17 protein-coding genes are annotated in these 14,076 nt (G+C 39.3%); 12 read left to right on the forward strand and 5 right to left on the reverse strand.

Going from position 1 to position 14,076, the window contains the following annotated elements:
- Positions 1-27 precede the first annotated feature (27 nt).
- The gene (locus ACU6U9_RS12615; RefSeq protein ID WP_446735392.1) at positions 28-621 is read left to right on the forward strand and encodes a LysE family translocator; all 594 of its coding nucleotides are present in this window, start codon (positions 28-30) and stop codon (positions 619-621) included.
- A 579-nt stretch (positions 622-1,200) separates the two neighbouring features.
- Complete coding sequence (locus ACU6U9_RS12620; protein ID WP_446735393.1) at positions 1,201-2,271, forward strand: threonine aldolase family protein; 1,071 nt, start codon at positions 1,201-1,203, stop codon at positions 2,269-2,271.
- A 79-nt stretch (positions 2,272-2,350) separates the two neighbouring features.
- Here ACU6U9_RS12620 and gloA read toward each other — a convergent pair whose 3' ends face one another.
- Entirely contained in the window at positions 2,351-2,755 is a 405-nt protein-coding gene (gloA, locus tag ACU6U9_RS12625; protein WP_446735394.1) for a lactoylglutathione lyase, read from the reverse strand.
- A 58-nt stretch (positions 2,756-2,813) separates the two neighbouring features.
- A complete protein-coding gene (locus ACU6U9_RS12630; protein ID WP_446735395.1) occupies positions 2,814-3,236 on the reverse strand; it encodes a 4-oxalocrotonate tautomerase in 423 nt (140 codons plus the stop codon).
- Between the two features lie 124 nt (positions 3,237-3,360).
- Between ACU6U9_RS12630 and ACU6U9_RS12635 the strand changes: the two genes are divergently transcribed.
- Positions 3,361-3,930 carry a TetR/AcrR family transcriptional regulator gene (locus tag ACU6U9_RS12635; protein ID WP_446735396.1) on the forward strand — a complete coding sequence of 190 codons (570 nt, stop codon included), beginning with the start codon at positions 3,361-3,363 and terminating at the stop codon, positions 3,928-3,930.
- Between the two features lie 74 nt (positions 3,931-4,004).
- Here the strand turns inward: ACU6U9_RS12635 and ACU6U9_RS12640 are convergent, their stop codons facing one another.
- Together ACU6U9_RS12640 and ACU6U9_RS12645 are read right to left on the reverse strand one after the other, a co-directional pair.
- Complete coding sequence (locus ACU6U9_RS12640) at positions 4,005-4,295, reverse strand: putative quinol monooxygenase (RefSeq protein WP_446735397.1); 291 nt, start codon at positions 4,293-4,295, stop codon at positions 4,005-4,007.
- A 33-nt stretch (positions 4,296-4,328) separates the two neighbouring features.
- Positions 4,329-5,366: a zinc-binding alcohol dehydrogenase family protein gene (locus tag ACU6U9_RS12645; protein WP_446735398.1), complete on the reverse strand. Its 1,038-nt coding sequence runs from the start codon at positions 5,364-5,366 to the stop codon at positions 4,329-4,331.
- A 134-nt stretch (positions 5,367-5,500) separates the two neighbouring features.
- On the opposite strand from ACU6U9_RS12645, the gene ACU6U9_RS12650 reads away from it, so the two are divergent.
- The 4 genes from ACU6U9_RS12650 to ACU6U9_RS12665 all read left to right on the forward strand — a co-directional run bounded on the left by ACU6U9_RS12650 (position 5,501) and on the right by ACU6U9_RS12665 (position 8,290).
- Complete coding sequence (locus ACU6U9_RS12650; RefSeq protein WP_446735399.1) at positions 5,501-6,403, forward strand: LysR substrate-binding domain-containing protein; 903 nt, start codon at positions 5,501-5,503, stop codon at positions 6,401-6,403.
- A 23-nt stretch (positions 6,404-6,426) separates the two neighbouring features.
- Positions 6,427-6,810, forward strand: a complete 384-nt coding sequence (locus tag ACU6U9_RS12655) for a hypothetical protein (RefSeq protein ID WP_446735400.1) — start codon at positions 6,427-6,429, stop codon at positions 6,808-6,810.
- Between the two features lie 201 nt (positions 6,811-7,011).
- Positions 7,012-7,473, forward strand: a complete 462-nt coding sequence (locus tag ACU6U9_RS12660) for a carboxymuconolactone decarboxylase family protein (protein WP_446735401.1) — start codon at positions 7,012-7,014, stop codon at positions 7,471-7,473.
- Positions 7,427-8,290 carry a helix-turn-helix domain-containing protein gene (locus tag ACU6U9_RS12665; protein WP_446735402.1) on the forward strand — a complete coding sequence of 288 codons (864 nt, stop codon included), beginning with the start codon at positions 7,427-7,429 and terminating at the stop codon, positions 8,288-8,290. The genes ACU6U9_RS12660 and ACU6U9_RS12665 overlap by 47 nt, the downstream gene beginning before the upstream one ends.
- A gap of 94 nt (positions 8,291-8,384) precedes the next feature.
- Here ACU6U9_RS12665 and ACU6U9_RS12670 read toward each other — a convergent pair whose 3' ends face one another.
- The gene (locus tag ACU6U9_RS12670) at positions 8,385-9,404 is read right to left on the reverse strand and encodes a GlxA family transcriptional regulator (protein WP_446735403.1); all 1,020 of its coding nucleotides are present in this window, start codon (positions 9,402-9,404) and stop codon (positions 8,385-8,387) included.
- A gap of 106 nt (positions 9,405-9,510) precedes the next feature.
- Here ACU6U9_RS12670 and ACU6U9_RS12675 point away from each other — a divergent pair, with 106 nt between their 5' ends.
- The 5 genes from ACU6U9_RS12675 to yghU all read left to right on the forward strand — a co-directional run bounded on the left by ACU6U9_RS12675 (position 9,511) and on the right by yghU (position 14,014).
- Complete coding sequence (locus ACU6U9_RS12675) at positions 9,511-9,936, forward strand: MAPEG family protein (protein ID WP_446735404.1); 426 nt, start codon at positions 9,511-9,513, stop codon at positions 9,934-9,936.
- Between the two features lie 267 nt (positions 9,937-10,203).
- The gene (locus ACU6U9_RS12680; RefSeq protein WP_446735405.1) at positions 10,204-11,733 is read left to right on the forward strand and encodes a hypothetical protein; all 1,530 of its coding nucleotides are present in this window, start codon (positions 10,204-10,206) and stop codon (positions 11,731-11,733) included.
- Between the two features lie 17 nt (positions 11,734-11,750).
- A complete protein-coding gene (locus tag ACU6U9_RS12685) occupies positions 11,751-12,008 on the forward strand; it encodes a hypothetical protein (protein ID WP_446735406.1) in 258 nt (85 codons plus the stop codon).
- Positions 12,009-12,239: 231 nt separating this feature from the next.
- Complete coding sequence (locus ACU6U9_RS12690) at positions 12,240-13,028, forward strand: NPP1 family protein (RefSeq protein ID WP_446735407.1); 789 nt, start codon at positions 12,240-12,242, stop codon at positions 13,026-13,028.
- A 113-nt stretch (positions 13,029-13,141) separates the two neighbouring features.
- Positions 13,142-14,014 (forward strand): glutathione-dependent disulfide-bond oxidoreductase, encoded by an 873-nt coding sequence (gene yghU / locus ACU6U9_RS12695; protein WP_446735408.1) that lies wholly within the window; start codon positions 13,142-13,144, stop codon positions 14,012-14,014.
- The last annotated feature ends 62 nt before the right edge of the window (positions 14,015-14,076 follow it).

A 14,076-nucleotide genomic window follows, 5' to 3' on the forward strand; every position in this document is an offset into this window, starting at 1 on the left:
TTTATTTAAATAATATAAAGGAAAGTAATGTCACTATTTTTAACAATGTTTTCATTCTCTCTGGCTATGTCTATTTCGCCAGGACCTGTGAATATGATAATTTTGTCTTCAGGTGCCAACTATGGCATACGTAAAACGTTTTCTTTCGTTTCCGGTGCTACTATTGGCTTTACACTATTGCTATTATTCATTGGGTTAGGCTTTTATAAAATAATTGACTTATACCCATCATTTCTTAAATATTTAGCCATTGCTGGTTCACTATTTATTGTATATATGGGGTATTTGGTTGCCACATCAAAATCAGAATTAACCATTACAAATCACAATAAGCCAACTTTTATGCAAGGTTTTCTTTTACAGTGGTTAAATCCTAAAGCATGGATAGCGTGCGTAGCAGGCGTATCATTATTTTCAAATTCTAATAATCACTACGTTTTTTTAACTTTTTCACTTATCTATTTTTTAGTATGTTATGCCTCACTTTTTTCTTGGTCACTATTAGGGAGCAAAGCCACGATACTTTTAAACAATAACGTTAAGCTAAATACCTTTAATCAATTAATGGGTGGATTATTAATTGTAACGGCTTGCTTGTTAATTTACTCACAGTTCAATTAATCCCTTATCAATATGTTATAAATAGAGATCTGAATAAATATAATACGCTTAATTACGATTAAATCATCACGCATAAAAAAACCAGTTAATTGCTTAACTGGTTTTTTTATGATTATCAACATATTCAATACATTCTAATATTGTTTAGTTACCTAACACATTAGTAACCGTTTTTTTGGATGCTTTTTCAGCTTTCTTTTCTTTTGCTGTTAACAACGGTTTCTTTTTTGTGTCTTTCTTGCTGTCTTTGCCTTTGCTCATGATACGCTCCACTTTTTAATAGAATAAACCTTAAACCGCTTAAAATACGCTAAGGATTGTGGTTATCAGTGACCTTCATTCAAACAACACAGTCAGAGCTAACAATACCAGTATGGCCGTATAATCTAACAATAGATAGCAATGGTTAAAATTAGCGATTTGTGTCTACATTTATGATTTTCACCCTATAACAAGGCTTATAAGAGGCACTTACAATACCAAGCGTAGCCCTCTGTCTATTCACTTTTCTATGCATATTAGCAGTAATAAGCATCATAAAAAGCTACACTGTCTTAACTATATTTTAGGTATTGTTCTATGTTTTTTGGTAGCGATAATCAGTCCTGCGCGTCACAACCTATTCTTGATGCCATCATAGCGGCCAACCAAGGGTTTACCCATGGCTATGGTGATGATCACTACACTCAGCAAGCCATTGATCAATTAAGTGCCGTATTTGAATGTGAACTTGACGTGTTTTTTGTACCAACAGGCACGGCGGCAAATTGCTTGGCGCTAGCCAGTTTAGTAAAGCCTTGGCAAACGGTGCTATGCCATAGCAGCTCCCACATTATTATGGATGAATCTACGGCCCCTGAATTCTTTACTGGCGGTGCCCGTATAATGGGGATCGCACAGCACTCGAATAAACTTACTGCAGAGCATATTCGCCATTATATGTCCCTAGGTGGTGATGATATCCCCCATAACTCACAGGTGGGTGCGGTTAGCATTACCCAAGCCAATGAGCTAGGACAAGTTTATTCAGCTACTGACATTCAAGCTATTAGTCATGAGTGCAAGCAGCATGGTTTAAAATTGCATATGGACGGCGCGCGCTTTTCTAATGCTGTCTCCCATTTAAAATGTCGCCCTGCTGAACTAACATGGCAGGTAGGTGTGGATGTTTTAAGTTTAGGCGCCACCAAATGTGGCGCATTATGCGCAGAAGCGGTTATCTTTTTTAACAAAGATGATGCCCGGTCAATGCCACATTTACGTAAACGAGCCGGCCATTTGATTTCAAAGGGACGCTTATTTGGGTCGCAGTTTAGTGCGTGGTTACAAAATAATCACTGGCTTGAGTTAGCGGATCATGCAAACCAACACGCACAAAAATTGGCCGAGCAACTTAAAGCGTTTACTGATATTGATATAATATGGCCAGTACAAGCGAACGAGTTATTTATTACACTTCCCAAACCGTTAGCCGATTACCTGAACACGCAAGGGGCTGAGTTTTACGATTGGTATCCCGCTACTCTACCTGATCATATGACACTTAATGATAATAATCGTTATATACGCTTAGTAACATCCTTTTTAACCAGTGATGCACACTGCGATAAGTTCATAAAGGAAATTGAAAATTACCTTAGTAACCCATAACTCTTTATGCATTTATAGGCAAAATTAATTTTTTAATTTCTGACCATATTCCATATAAAACCGAAATAGTTGAAAAATATTATTGTTTTTCGATTAACTCAATTGAGTAACCATCGGGGTCTACTATAAATGCAATCATTTCACTTGTATCAAACCGCATTGGGCCTGGATTTTTTGTAAAAACAATATTATTTTTTATTAAATGATCACATAAAGTGTGAAGGTCATTCACTGCGAATGCGATATGACCAAACCCTTTGCCTAATTCATATTCATATTCCCCCCAGTTGTAGGTCAACTCAATTGCTGTAGCGGTGCGCTCATCTTCATATCCTAAAAAGGCCAGTGTAAAACGTCCTTCTATATAATCATGTTTCCTTAAGACTTCCATACCTAATATGCTCGTATAGAACTCTATTGATTTATCTAAGTTTTTTACACGTAACATAGTATGTAGCAATCGTGTTGGGGCGAAATTGACCATAATCTAGCCTCTATTTTGATGCGCTCTGCGCTTTCATTAAACACAGAGCGCTAATCCATTATTGTGCAGCTTGTTGGATGCCCTGCCTCAGCTCATCATTTGTATACGCTTTACCAGCTATGCCCCATAACCCATCAACGGCATAGACAGCATTGACCCAAATGGATGTCTTCGCTAGCTTCCCAGCAGTTGCATCAAGCACAATGTCTGTTACAACCTCAACAAAACCATCCTTCTGCCGCTGAGTGCCAAAAGTAAACGAGGGCACCCTGAGCTCTACAATTGCAATCGGATTAATTCTTTTACCTGAGAACGTTAATCCCTCTTCAACAAATACCACCTCACCAATCACATTCGGTAACATAAAGGCGTTATCGCTGATCTCGTGAGCATCAAGAAATGCTTGAGAAACATCACTGTGCAGCTTATGAGCCTCTGTTTTTTCTATTAACCCTTCCGTCATAATAATTTGTATTGGCATGTCATATCCCTCAATAGGTTTAATATATAGCGATCACGATATATTAAACCTATAATAGATAGTGATCGCTATATATGTCAAGGATAAATATAATGATCAGTATCTATTAGTTTTGGAGGTTGATATGCGTGCATCAAAAGAGCATATGGAAAAAATACGCGCAAACATATTAGATGCGGCGAGCGAAGGGTTCCGTGAAGAAGGTTACGGTGGCTTGGGCATCAATGGTTTGGTTAAAAGGGCTGGCATGACGTCAGGTGCCTTTTACGGTCATTTTTCATCTAAAAATGAAGCCTTCTCTGAAGTAGTCAAAAATGGACTAGAAGATTATTCGAATACAATTGAACAACTTAAGAAGACTCATGGTGAGGAATGGCCTCAGCACTTTTTGCACTATTACCTAGGAAAAGAACACGTTGATAATCTTGCAGGCAGTTGTGTTGTACCAAGTTTGTCCGCCGATGTAATGAGAGCAGACAATGATACCAAAGATACTTATTCGAATTATTCAAAACAGATTGCGAATAATATAACCAAAGGCCTGCATAAAAATAATTCGAATGATACTTGGGCTTTAATGGCCTTATTAGCAGGCAGTGTCATGATGGCAAGATGTGTATCCGACCCAAATCAGGAAAAAGAAATTTTAGATTCAGCCCTAGGCTGGGCAAAAAAAATGATCAACGATGAGTAATACTATATTTGCGCTAATGAGTCGCTCATTTAGCGCAAATATTTTTTAATACATGGATGAAAATGCACTAAACGTTACGATATATTACTCATTTCATTTAGTGTGAAGCTAGTAACGGCTCCCTCTGTTTCTTCCATGTATTGCTTTAAATGCACATTGTTCATGTGTGCCTGCCATAATTCACGAGACGCCCAGCTTTCAAAAAACAAAAATACTTCTGGGTTTTCGTTATCTTGATGAAGCGCGTAGTGCAAGCAGCCGTCCTCTTTACGAGTTGGCTCAATTAGCTTTAATAGTGCTGATTTTACCAAGCCAATTTGATCTTTTTTTGCTTCTATACGCGCGACGATCGTTAAATCTTTCATATCTATTACACCCTAATTCAATTCTACTGTTAATTAAAAGCCTTCTAGTACGACCTTACCCACAGCTTGGTTTGTTTCTATGTGCCTATGAGCTCGCTTTAAATTATCGGCGTTGATCGTGCCGTAATGTTCGCCCAGTGTGGTTTTGATAACGCCCTCATCAATGAGTTTTGCTACCTGAGTTAATAAATCATGTTGTTTTTGCATGTCCGATGTATTGAACATTGAACGTGTGTACATGAATTCCCAATGCAGTGATAAAGACTTCATTTTTAATTGTTTAATATCAATAACACCTTCTGGGTCATCGATAAGCGCTAACTTACCTTGCGGTACAAGTACGTCTACAAGTTGACTATAGTGCTTGTCTGTTTGATTTAAACTAATCGCATGGGTCACACTGTCTATACCTAAATCACTGAGCTGTTGTTGTAGTGGCTCATAATGATTAATCACATGATCGGCACCTAATTCTTTTACCCACGCTTGGCTTTCTGGGCGTGATGCCGTACCAATTACAGTGGCATTTGTAAGCTTAGCAGCCAGCTGAGTTAGAATGGATCCCACGCCCCCTGCTGCACCCATAATGAGTATACGTGGCTGGTTATCAGCGCTGTGCTGTGAACCCGTAATGGCAGCTGGCGTAAAACCTAAACGATCAAATAATAACTCCCAAGCGGTAATGGCCGTTAATGGCATGGCCGCCGCTTCAGCATTTGATAACAAGGCGGGTTTAGTACCCACAATACGTTCATCGACTAATTGAAACTGTGCGTTTGAACCTGGGCGAGTAATGTCGCCGGCATACCAGACTTGATCACCTACGTTAAACAACGATACCTCGTCGCCAACAGCAACCACCTCACCCGCGGCATCCCAACCTAATACTTTATACTCACCCGCTTCTGGTGAGGCATTAGCACGCACTTTGGTATCCACTGGATTCACGGATACCGCGTTGACTTTTATTAACAAGTCACGGCCTAGGGCAACGGGCGTTGGTAGTTCGATATCCATTAAAGAGTCATCGTTCTCAATGGCTTGTGCTTGTAAGTATCCAATCGCTTTCATATATCACCTGATGTGTTATCAATTTTGAATAGTGTGTATGTCGCTCATGCTGAGCGGATTAAGGCTATTATTCATTGTTAATATCGTGATATAAACAGGGTAATACTCGAAACATAATCAAAATATTTTTGACAATGAACACAAACGACTTAATCTTATTTGTACGCACCGCTGACAGCGGCAGCATTACACGAGCCGCGCAACAACTTGATACAACCACAGCTGCGGCCAGTGCTGCACTTAAGCGCTTGGAAAAGTCCCTTGGTGTGCCGCTCTTTATTCGCTCAACTCGGCAACTTCGCATCACGGGTGAAGGTGAGCGCTTTTTAGTGTATTGCCGTAAAGCCCTCAATAATCTTGATGTCGGTAAAGCGGCAATTCATGCACTAGAAGGTAAGGTGGCTGGTGAGTTAAGGGTTTCTATTTCATCTGACCTAGGGCGCAACCTTGTGCTGGGATGGATTGATGAAATTATGGATGAACACCCTGATCTTTCTATTAATTTAATTTTAGGGGACTCCCTATCCGACTTTTACATGGACCGAGTCGACCTAGCCATTCGCTATGGCAATCAAGATGATTCATCCATGGTGGCGTTTAAGCTAGCCACCATTGATCGCGTGTTGTGTGCCGCACCCAGCTATTTAGCAAAATTTGGTATGCCAAGCACGCCTAGTGACTTAAACCAACATAATTGTTTGTTGCTGCAACGCAATAGCCGCATTGATAACGTTTGGGATTTCATCGCTAAGCAAGGTAGGGATACGCTTAAAATAAAAGTGAACAGTAATCGCGCCAGCAATGACGGTGATGTGGTTCGCCGTTGGGCTGTGGCCGGTAAAGGCATCGCCTATAAGTCACGGCTAGATGTCAGCGAAGATCTAAGGGCCGGTCGGTTAATCCGAGTATTACCCGAATACCAATCTAATAATATTGACTTGAGTTTACTGTGCCCAACACGCAAACAAATCACCCCAGCGGTTTTATTATTGCGTGATATATTGCGCGATAAGTTCTCAGCTCTACTTAATGTATAACAATAAAAAAGGCATCTATACCCATGAAAAATCCAACTGGTTTTATCACTGAATTATTCAAGCAACCTTTTTGGGTCATGGTGTGGGTAACAGGGCTAATGACGGTAAACTTATTAAGTTTAGCGTATTGGGAGCATTCTTTATCCCAAGTAATTATGGCTATTTTTGCTTTGCAAACAGTATTAATGATTACCCTGTATATGTTTTACGGCTTTGAAAAAATATTAGGAGTCGCACACTTTTTATGGTTACCTTTATTAGCTTATATTCTCTACACCATTAATATTTATGAAAATGATTACTTTTATTACTTAATTGTTCTTTCATTTTTTATAGGCATTTCATTAGTATTCGATGTCTACGATGTTATGACATATTTCAAAAAAAATAATAACATCAAGTCTTAACTCAATAAGCATTCGTGTTATCTAAGGTGGCAGCTATATAATCTGCATATAACAACTTATTGGTGTGGTTATAAAAATGGTGATATGAATGGTCATATGGTTAGGTTATTAGCAATCAAGCTATTTTATAGCGTGTCGTTTTTTTTCAATACAAACAACCCATCACGTCATATTCTAAGTACTCACCAAGGAGCTTACTATATGACGAATCGAATAGACTATTTTTCCACATCCCCCGATGCCATGAAGATTTTATTAGAGCAAGAGAGCTACTTTAGTCAACAGTTTAGTTCATCTGAAACAGTCAGTATCATCACCTGGGAGCTCGTAAAACTTAGAATTTCTCAAATCAACCAATGTGCTTTTTGTATTGACATGCACAGCAAAGATGCTTTAAAACTAGGAGAGCAACCGGAACGTATATTTGGGTTAAACGCTTGGCAAGACATGCCTTTTTATTCGGACTTAGAACGCTGTGCACTTACATGGGCTGAAGTAGTAACGGCCGGTAATGCTATTTCGGACCAACAATACCAACAAACATTAACACAGCTTGGCAATCAATCTTTAGTGGATTTAACCATTGCAGTTAATGCCATAAACAGTTGGAATCGAATTGCAAAAGTATTTAAACCAGAGGTTGGTAGCTATAAAGCAAGTTAACAAACATACCTTAGTTGATGACGCGCCCTTACACCTTGAACTTGTTCAACCCAAGGGGGCGCTATCTCACTATGTACAAGGACTTTGGTCTGCATATACCTTGCCTGAGTCAACTGGAGATGTAACACGATGGCTACAGGCTGACGCCTGCAGTGGTGTTATTTTTATATTAAAGGGATGTGTTTTGTTTAATGAACAAGCATATTCTGATGCAACCCTCTTTGCCCCCATGAGCCAAGAAGCTCAATCGATTACCCTACTCCCCAATACACAACTGGCTGGCATTCGCTTTCAACCCGGAATTGGTAATGGTGTACTTGCCGATTTAAACATATTTGAAAAAAAAGAGATGCATGACTTAAAGAATACAAAATTTATCACTCTTGCTGATTCACTTAGCAATATTGAAGATATATCTCATCAAATAATAGCGTTAGAAACATGGCTTAACCATGAATTTGAATTTGATAAGCTCATTCCCCCGTCATTTATGTCATCCTTAAATGTGTTAAAAAATAGTAAACCCTTTAATGACGCGCAGATTAGTCAAAGGCAAGTTGAAAGGCTTTTCAAAAAATGGGTTGGTATGCCACCTAAGATGTTTCAACGTATTTCAAGAGTAAAGCACACACTCAATGCACTAAAAAATACGCCCCATGTCAATTTAGTACAACTCGCGCTTGATTATGGCTACTCTGATCAATCACACATGACGCGTGAAATAAAAAATATTGCTAAAATCACACCCAAGCAATATAGCAAACTAGTTTGCTACCGTAAGAACAATGCCTCTGCTTCTTGTAAGCAAAGTGAGTAAGGTGTTTCACCTTGCTGTGCTAATTTTTCAGGTAAATACTCTCTACTTGCATAAACTTACCAAACACTATTATCAATGGTGTATATAGCCCACATTACGTTTTTAGTGGTGCCTTTTTATGTAACGCTCTTGCTGGCCGATTTAGACCTCGTCTAAAATCAACGGGCCTTTCACCTACTTCACGACAAAACACCTTCCTAAAAGCATTGGTATCTTGATAACCAACGGATTCAGCAATAGCGTCGATGTTCATATCCGTTGTCAGTAAAAGCGCCTTTGCACGAACCACGCGTTGCTGTTGTAAGTACAGTAAAGGCGTTGAATTTGTCTTATGTTTATAGCGACGCATCAGTGTTCGTGGTGTCACACACATATAAAGTGCTAATGCATTAAGAGAGTAACGTTGGTCTAAATACTGAACTAACCAAGCATGAATCGTTTCAATAAAAGGTGAACTAGGCGAAGTAAAAAACGACGTATCAACAAATTTTGTTTGATTGTCACCCACACCAGGAGTCAGCGTAAGATTCTGAGTTTTTCGAGCAACACTCTCGCCTAAATGTTCGGTTATAAAACAAAATGCTAAATCATGGATCGATGAGAACGCACCGGTTGTTAGGATATTTTTATCTTTCAATAATATATGACGAGCATCAACGCTTATCTTTGGGTAATACTTTTGTAAGCGTGATTCAAACAACCAGGATGTCGTCGCTTTTCTGTTATCCAATAAGCCCGCCTCCGCTAATAAAAATGCACCGACGCAACTGCCTGCTATTTTCACTTCATTTTTATGTAACCGTTTTAGCAGTTCAATTTCTTTTACAAAAGATTGAACATACTCAAGCAGCCCATCTTTTTGCGTAAACATAAAACCAGGCACAACCAGCGCATCGTATTGGCAACGATTAGCCGATTTTGTCTGTATAGATAAGCCTCCTGCCAATGTAACCGTGCCACCGCATGCGCTGACTATCTCAACTTTTATGCCTATTTTTTTATCATATTTAGCGATCTCGTTGGCAAACGCCATTAGATCCTTAAATGCAAACAAAGTAGACGGTAAACCGTCTTGAATCGCTAACAAAGCAATGCTGTATATAGATTTAATCATGTAATCGATTGTCTATATTTGCATATTATATGTCAATATAGACAATCATAATTGTCTTCATCTTGGCCTATTATTAAACCTTCAAAATAAAAAATAGGCATCAAACATGCTCCCCACACAACACTTAGCACTCATATGCGCTGTACAGGTACTACTAACTCTCACCATATGCGTTTTGATGCTTTTTAAACGGGTGAAATTAATGAAAGAAAAGCGCATACACCCTCAATCAGTTGCACTATCAGCACAACATCTAGACCACTACAAGGACACTCGTCTGTCTGATAATTACAATCACTTATTTGAACTACCCATTTTATTTTACGTGTTGTGCGCAGTGGCCATTGCTTGTCAACATATCCCTAATTGGCTAATCATTCTGGCTTGGGGGTTCGTGGTCTCTAGAGTCATTCATAGCTATATTCAATGCACATACAACAAGGTCACACATCGTTTTAGCGTATTTGTTATCGGTATTATACTCATGGCGATCATGTGGATAAGCTATACACTTTCTTATATTCAGTTGTAGATGTAATAAAACAACCATCACACATTAAGAAAATTTAAAGCTAATTTTTCGGCCGTAATACATAAACCTTAGTTGAGCAAAATGACAGGAAACATGAGGGCGTTTAGCTAAGTCTAATTTATAGACCTCTTTCAAGAGAATAACACCCTAATACCAAACTGTAGTTTGACCAACTTAATCAAACAAAGCGTTCTCAATTCTATACTAATCATTATCATTTAATCTGATAGGATTAAGGTATTTTCAGCTCGTTTGTAAAGGATGACTATGTTTTTAAAGGGTCTCACCACACTGTCCTGTATAACCCTCGGTTTATCGATTACGTATACGGCTTTCAGTGAAAGTCGAATTGATTTTGATATAGATAATGATGGTTTAATTGAGATTAATAATCTCAATGACTTAAACCAAATTCGTTATGAAGTAACCACTGAAAATGGTTTCAATCTCATTAAGGGTAACTCACTTTATGGCGATGACTCTGGCTGCCCTGTAGCCGGTTGTACAGGCTATGAACTCACCACAGATCTAAATTTTGATAGTAATCAAGATAATGTCATTAATTCGCAAGACTCTTTTTGGAATGACGGATTAGGCTTTGAGCCCATAGGCAATTTTCATCTAAAATTTACTGCAGAATTTCATGGTAATGGCCACAAAATTGACCACCTAACCATTAATCGTCCTGATATCAGCTATGTGGGCTTATTCTCGTACGCGGAGAATTCAAACTTTCATGACCTCACTATTATGGCCAATATAAAATCGAAACATACATCAGGTGGTTTACTTGGTTATGGCTGGAACACAAATATACACAATATAAAAGCCGATGTGACAATTGATGGATCTAACAGTAATGACATTGGTGGCTTAGTCGGTGTTTTAGACGGCGACACATCCGTTCAATATATACAAATTAAAGCAACTGTCACTGGTGCCAATAGATTAGGTGGTGTATTTGGCTCCTTAGGTAATGGCTATGATGCAGCCAATGTATCTCATGTAGCATCTAGTTTGACCGCGCAAGGGGGTTCATCTATTGGTGGCATTGCAGGAAGCAGTAGTAAAGTAACTTACGAAAAAATTTATTCTCAAGCCTATATCACGGGCACCAGTAGTGCTGGTGGAATCATTGGGAATGTAAGCAGGTCAAACATAAACGATGCTCTAATAACAGGTTCAATCGTCGTCAGTAACAGTAAGTACGCAAGAGCCGGCGGTGTAATAGGCAGTGACGATGAACAAAGCCGAAGCAGCGAGTTAACTCGAGTTATTAGCCTTGTGCACTTACAGGATGACCCTGATAATAAGCACTTTATTGGTGGCTTTATAGGTGAAGGCTACTCAACAACGATCAATAGTATTTGGGCTAATGACTTAGCAAAACGCAACAATGGTATTGGTCGTGGCCGAGATATTAGCGGTGTATATGACCTTAACGATATTCAATGTGCGAATGAAGATGTAAACAGTTGTAACGGTCTTAATTTCAAAAGCTATTCCACCATTAAAAACGGTGATCACTATCTTTGGGATTTAGGCGATACAACACAAGCACCTGGTATGAACTTAATGAGTACGCTGTTTATTGACGCTGATGGCAATGGCGAAACTGACAACTGGCCATCACTCATAAAAGAAACACCTCCTGTTGATGACAATAAACCTGACCCTATTGATGATATTACACCTACTACCCCAGCCAAAAAATCATCAGGTGGTGGTAGTTTACAATGGTTTGGATTATTTATTTTACTGATAGGCACCTTTAGAAAAAATCGTAACTGCGTCTAATCAATATAAGACCTAACATGACAAAAGAAACCGAAATCAAAGCCATCGAGAAGCAAATTTTGATGGTCAGTATTATGGATATTCCTGGAGTTATTTTGCTTGGGCTAGGTTTATACGCAAAACTTGGTACTCAAGATGATGCTTTTCACCCGTTACTGAATGACCCTAACATTGTCACGAGTATGCTTGTGCTAGGGAGCGCTATTATGGCATGGGGTGGCTATAAAATTTTTACTCTCAGTCGTGAGAAGGATAAGCTTACCAACATGTCTTAAACGCTTCAAAAGAGATAATAGCGTTTAATTTCACCCTTGATAATGGACGTCACAATAATACAAATAATGATTCAATTTATAATCGGTCAATGTCCGCCATATTGCTAAAAACGCTCTTTATTTCTTAAAATTGGCGTGTAAAACCTTAGTCATTTTCTTGTAATCCTTATACTGCATCTTGGGTCTGCCTACATTAGGCAAACTCATTTCTGATTTAAGGATAATAATAAAATGAAGTTAAACGCCCTACTGCCCATCACATTAACTTGCTTTGTCAGCATTCTCGCGAATGCATCTGATTTTGCAAAATTAGATGAAGCACTGCCCCCTAGCGGTATCATAAATAATTTAGAACCCGTATTTGACTTCGATGGTGACGGATGCCTACCCAGTGCTGGAATTTCAAGAACAGGCCAACAAAATGCGGGCTTAAAAACATCAGGTAAAATCACTGGTGATTGTCGCTCTGGCAATTTTTTACTTACGTCCAATACATTACACCGTTATGTCTGTAAGAGTTCTGGCGGCAATCAATATTGTGCACATTTTTACGCACTGTATTTTGAAAAGGATCAATTATTTAATTATTTTGGTGGCGGTCACCGCCATGACTGGGAGCATGCCGCAGTATGGACAAAAAATGGCGTCGTGACACATGGCAGCTACAGCGCTCACGGTAACTTATATACAAAATCAGCATCACAATTGCCATTTGAAAACGGGCACTTAAAAATTGTTTACCACAAAGACGGCATTACGACCCATGCATTGCGCTTTGCAAAAACCAATGAATACGCAGAAAACCCGTACGGATCATTTTTAACCCCGACCATTACGAGCTGGTATCAATTAACTGGCGATGGTTTAACCAACCAACAAATGCGCAATAAGCTCAATAGCTATAATTATGGCTCGGCCACTATCCCAATGAAAGACAGTAACTTTTTAAGCAATGTAAATAACAACCTGCCTTCTGGTTACCCTGCGTTTAGCCGTTCTGACGTTACAAATTCACAGTAAATACAGACCATCACACTGTTCATTGGAACAGTGTGATTCACTTCTAACATGAACTCCCTAAAGTTTTAGCAGTCTTCTACACTCTATGCATTCAAAACCAATAAGGCGTCCACATGAGTAATGATGGTTATAGTTATACCCCACCTAAAGTTTGGAAATGGGAAACAGAAAGCGGTGGTCAATTTGCGAGTATTAACCGCCCAATTGCCGGCGCCACACACGAAAAACCACTACCAAAAGGCAAACATGATTTACAGCTTTTCTCCCTTGCGACCCCTAACGGTGTAAAAGTCACCATCATGCTAGAAGAGCTGCTTGAAAACGGTATAAAGAAAGCCGACTACGATGCCTACTTAATTAACATTATGGAAGGCGATCAATTTAGCAGTGGCTTTGTTGGCGTGAATCCTAATTCAAAAATTCCCGCTTTATTAGACTACAGCACCCAACCTGCGACTCGCATATTTGAATCGGGCTCTATTCTTTTGTATTTAGCTGAAAAATTTAATGCGTTTATTCCAACTGAACCCGCTAAACGCACGGAATGCTTGTCATGGCTGTTCTGGCAAATGGGCAGTGCGCCGATGTTAGGCGGCGGTTTTGGGCATTTTTATGCGTACGCACCAGAAAAATATCAGTACCCAATTGATCGCTATACAATGGAAATTAAACGACAGCTCGATGTACTTGATCGCCAGCTAGAACATAACCAATTTATTGCTGGTGACGAATACACCATTGCAGACATGGCTATCTGGCCTTGGTATGGCGCGCTTGTTACCAATAAAGTATATGACGCTGCTGAATTTATTGAGGCCCACCAATACAAAAACGTATTACGATGGACGAAAGAACTAGACCAACGTCCTGCCGTTCAGCGGGGTCGCATGGTCAATCGCAGCTGGGGAGAATTACACGAGCAATTACATGAGCGCCATGACGCCAGTGACTTTGAGTTAAAAACCCAAGATAAACTATCTAAATAAAATGAACAGCCAAAAAGACCAGTTTGAAAGATTCAAGCTGGTCTTTTTGTAGAAATTTCCCT

The organism is Pseudomonas sp. HK3, from assembly GCF_052920985.1.

Excerpts from the sequence above, each read along its gene's own strand:
- ACU6U9_RS12635 (WP_446735396.1), top strand. The coding sequence starts at position 3,361 with ATGCGTGCATCAAAAGAGCATATGGAAAAAATACGCGCAAACATATTA.
- ACU6U9_RS12615 (WP_446735392.1), top strand. The coding sequence starts at position 28 with ATGTCACTATTTTTAACAATGTTTTCATTCTCTCTGGCTATGTCTATT.
- ACU6U9_RS12675 (WP_446735404.1), top strand. The coding sequence starts at position 9,511 with ATGCTCCCCACACAACACTTAGCACTCATATGCGCTGTACAGGTACTA.
- ACU6U9_RS12620 (WP_446735393.1), top strand. The coding sequence starts at position 1,201 with ATGTTTTTTGGTAGCGATAATCAGTCCTGCGCGTCACAACCTATTCTT.
- yghU (WP_446735408.1), top strand. The coding sequence starts at position 13,142 with ATGAGTAATGATGGTTATAGTTATACCCCACCTAAAGTTTGGAAATGG.
- ACU6U9_RS12670 (WP_446735403.1), bottom strand. The coding sequence starts at position 9,404 with ATGATTAAATCTATATACAGCATTGCTTTGTTAGCGATTCAAGACGGT.
- ACU6U9_RS12650 (WP_446735399.1), top strand. The coding sequence starts at position 5,501 with ATGAACACAAACGACTTAATCTTATTTGTACGCACCGCTGACAGCGGC.
- ACU6U9_RS12690 (WP_446735407.1), top strand. The coding sequence starts at position 12,240 with ATGAAGTTAAACGCCCTACTGCCCATCACATTAACTTGCTTTGTCAGC.
- gloA (WP_446735394.1), bottom strand. The coding sequence starts at position 2,755 with ATGGTCAATTTCGCCCCAACACGATTGCTACATACTATGTTACGTGTA.
- ACU6U9_RS12685 (WP_446735406.1), top strand. The coding sequence starts at position 11,751 with ATGACAAAAGAAACCGAAATCAAAGCCATCGAGAAGCAAATTTTGATG.
- ACU6U9_RS12640 (WP_446735397.1), bottom strand. The coding sequence starts at position 4,295 with ATGAAAGATTTAACGATCGTCGCGCGTATAGAAGCAAAAAAAGATCAA.
- ACU6U9_RS12655 (WP_446735400.1), top strand. The coding sequence starts at position 6,427 with ATGAAAAATCCAACTGGTTTTATCACTGAATTATTCAAGCAACCTTTT.
- ACU6U9_RS12660 (WP_446735401.1), top strand. The coding sequence starts at position 7,012 with ATGACGAATCGAATAGACTATTTTTCCACATCCCCCGATGCCATGAAG.
- ACU6U9_RS12680 (WP_446735405.1), top strand. The coding sequence starts at position 10,204 with ATGTTTTTAAAGGGTCTCACCACACTGTCCTGTATAACCCTCGGTTTA.
- ACU6U9_RS12630 (WP_446735395.1), bottom strand. The coding sequence starts at position 3,236 with ATGCCAATACAAATTATTATGACGGAAGGGTTAATAGAAAAAACAGAG.
- ACU6U9_RS12645 (WP_446735398.1), bottom strand. The coding sequence starts at position 5,366 with ATGAAAGCGATTGGATACTTACAAGCACAAGCCATTGAGAACGATGAC.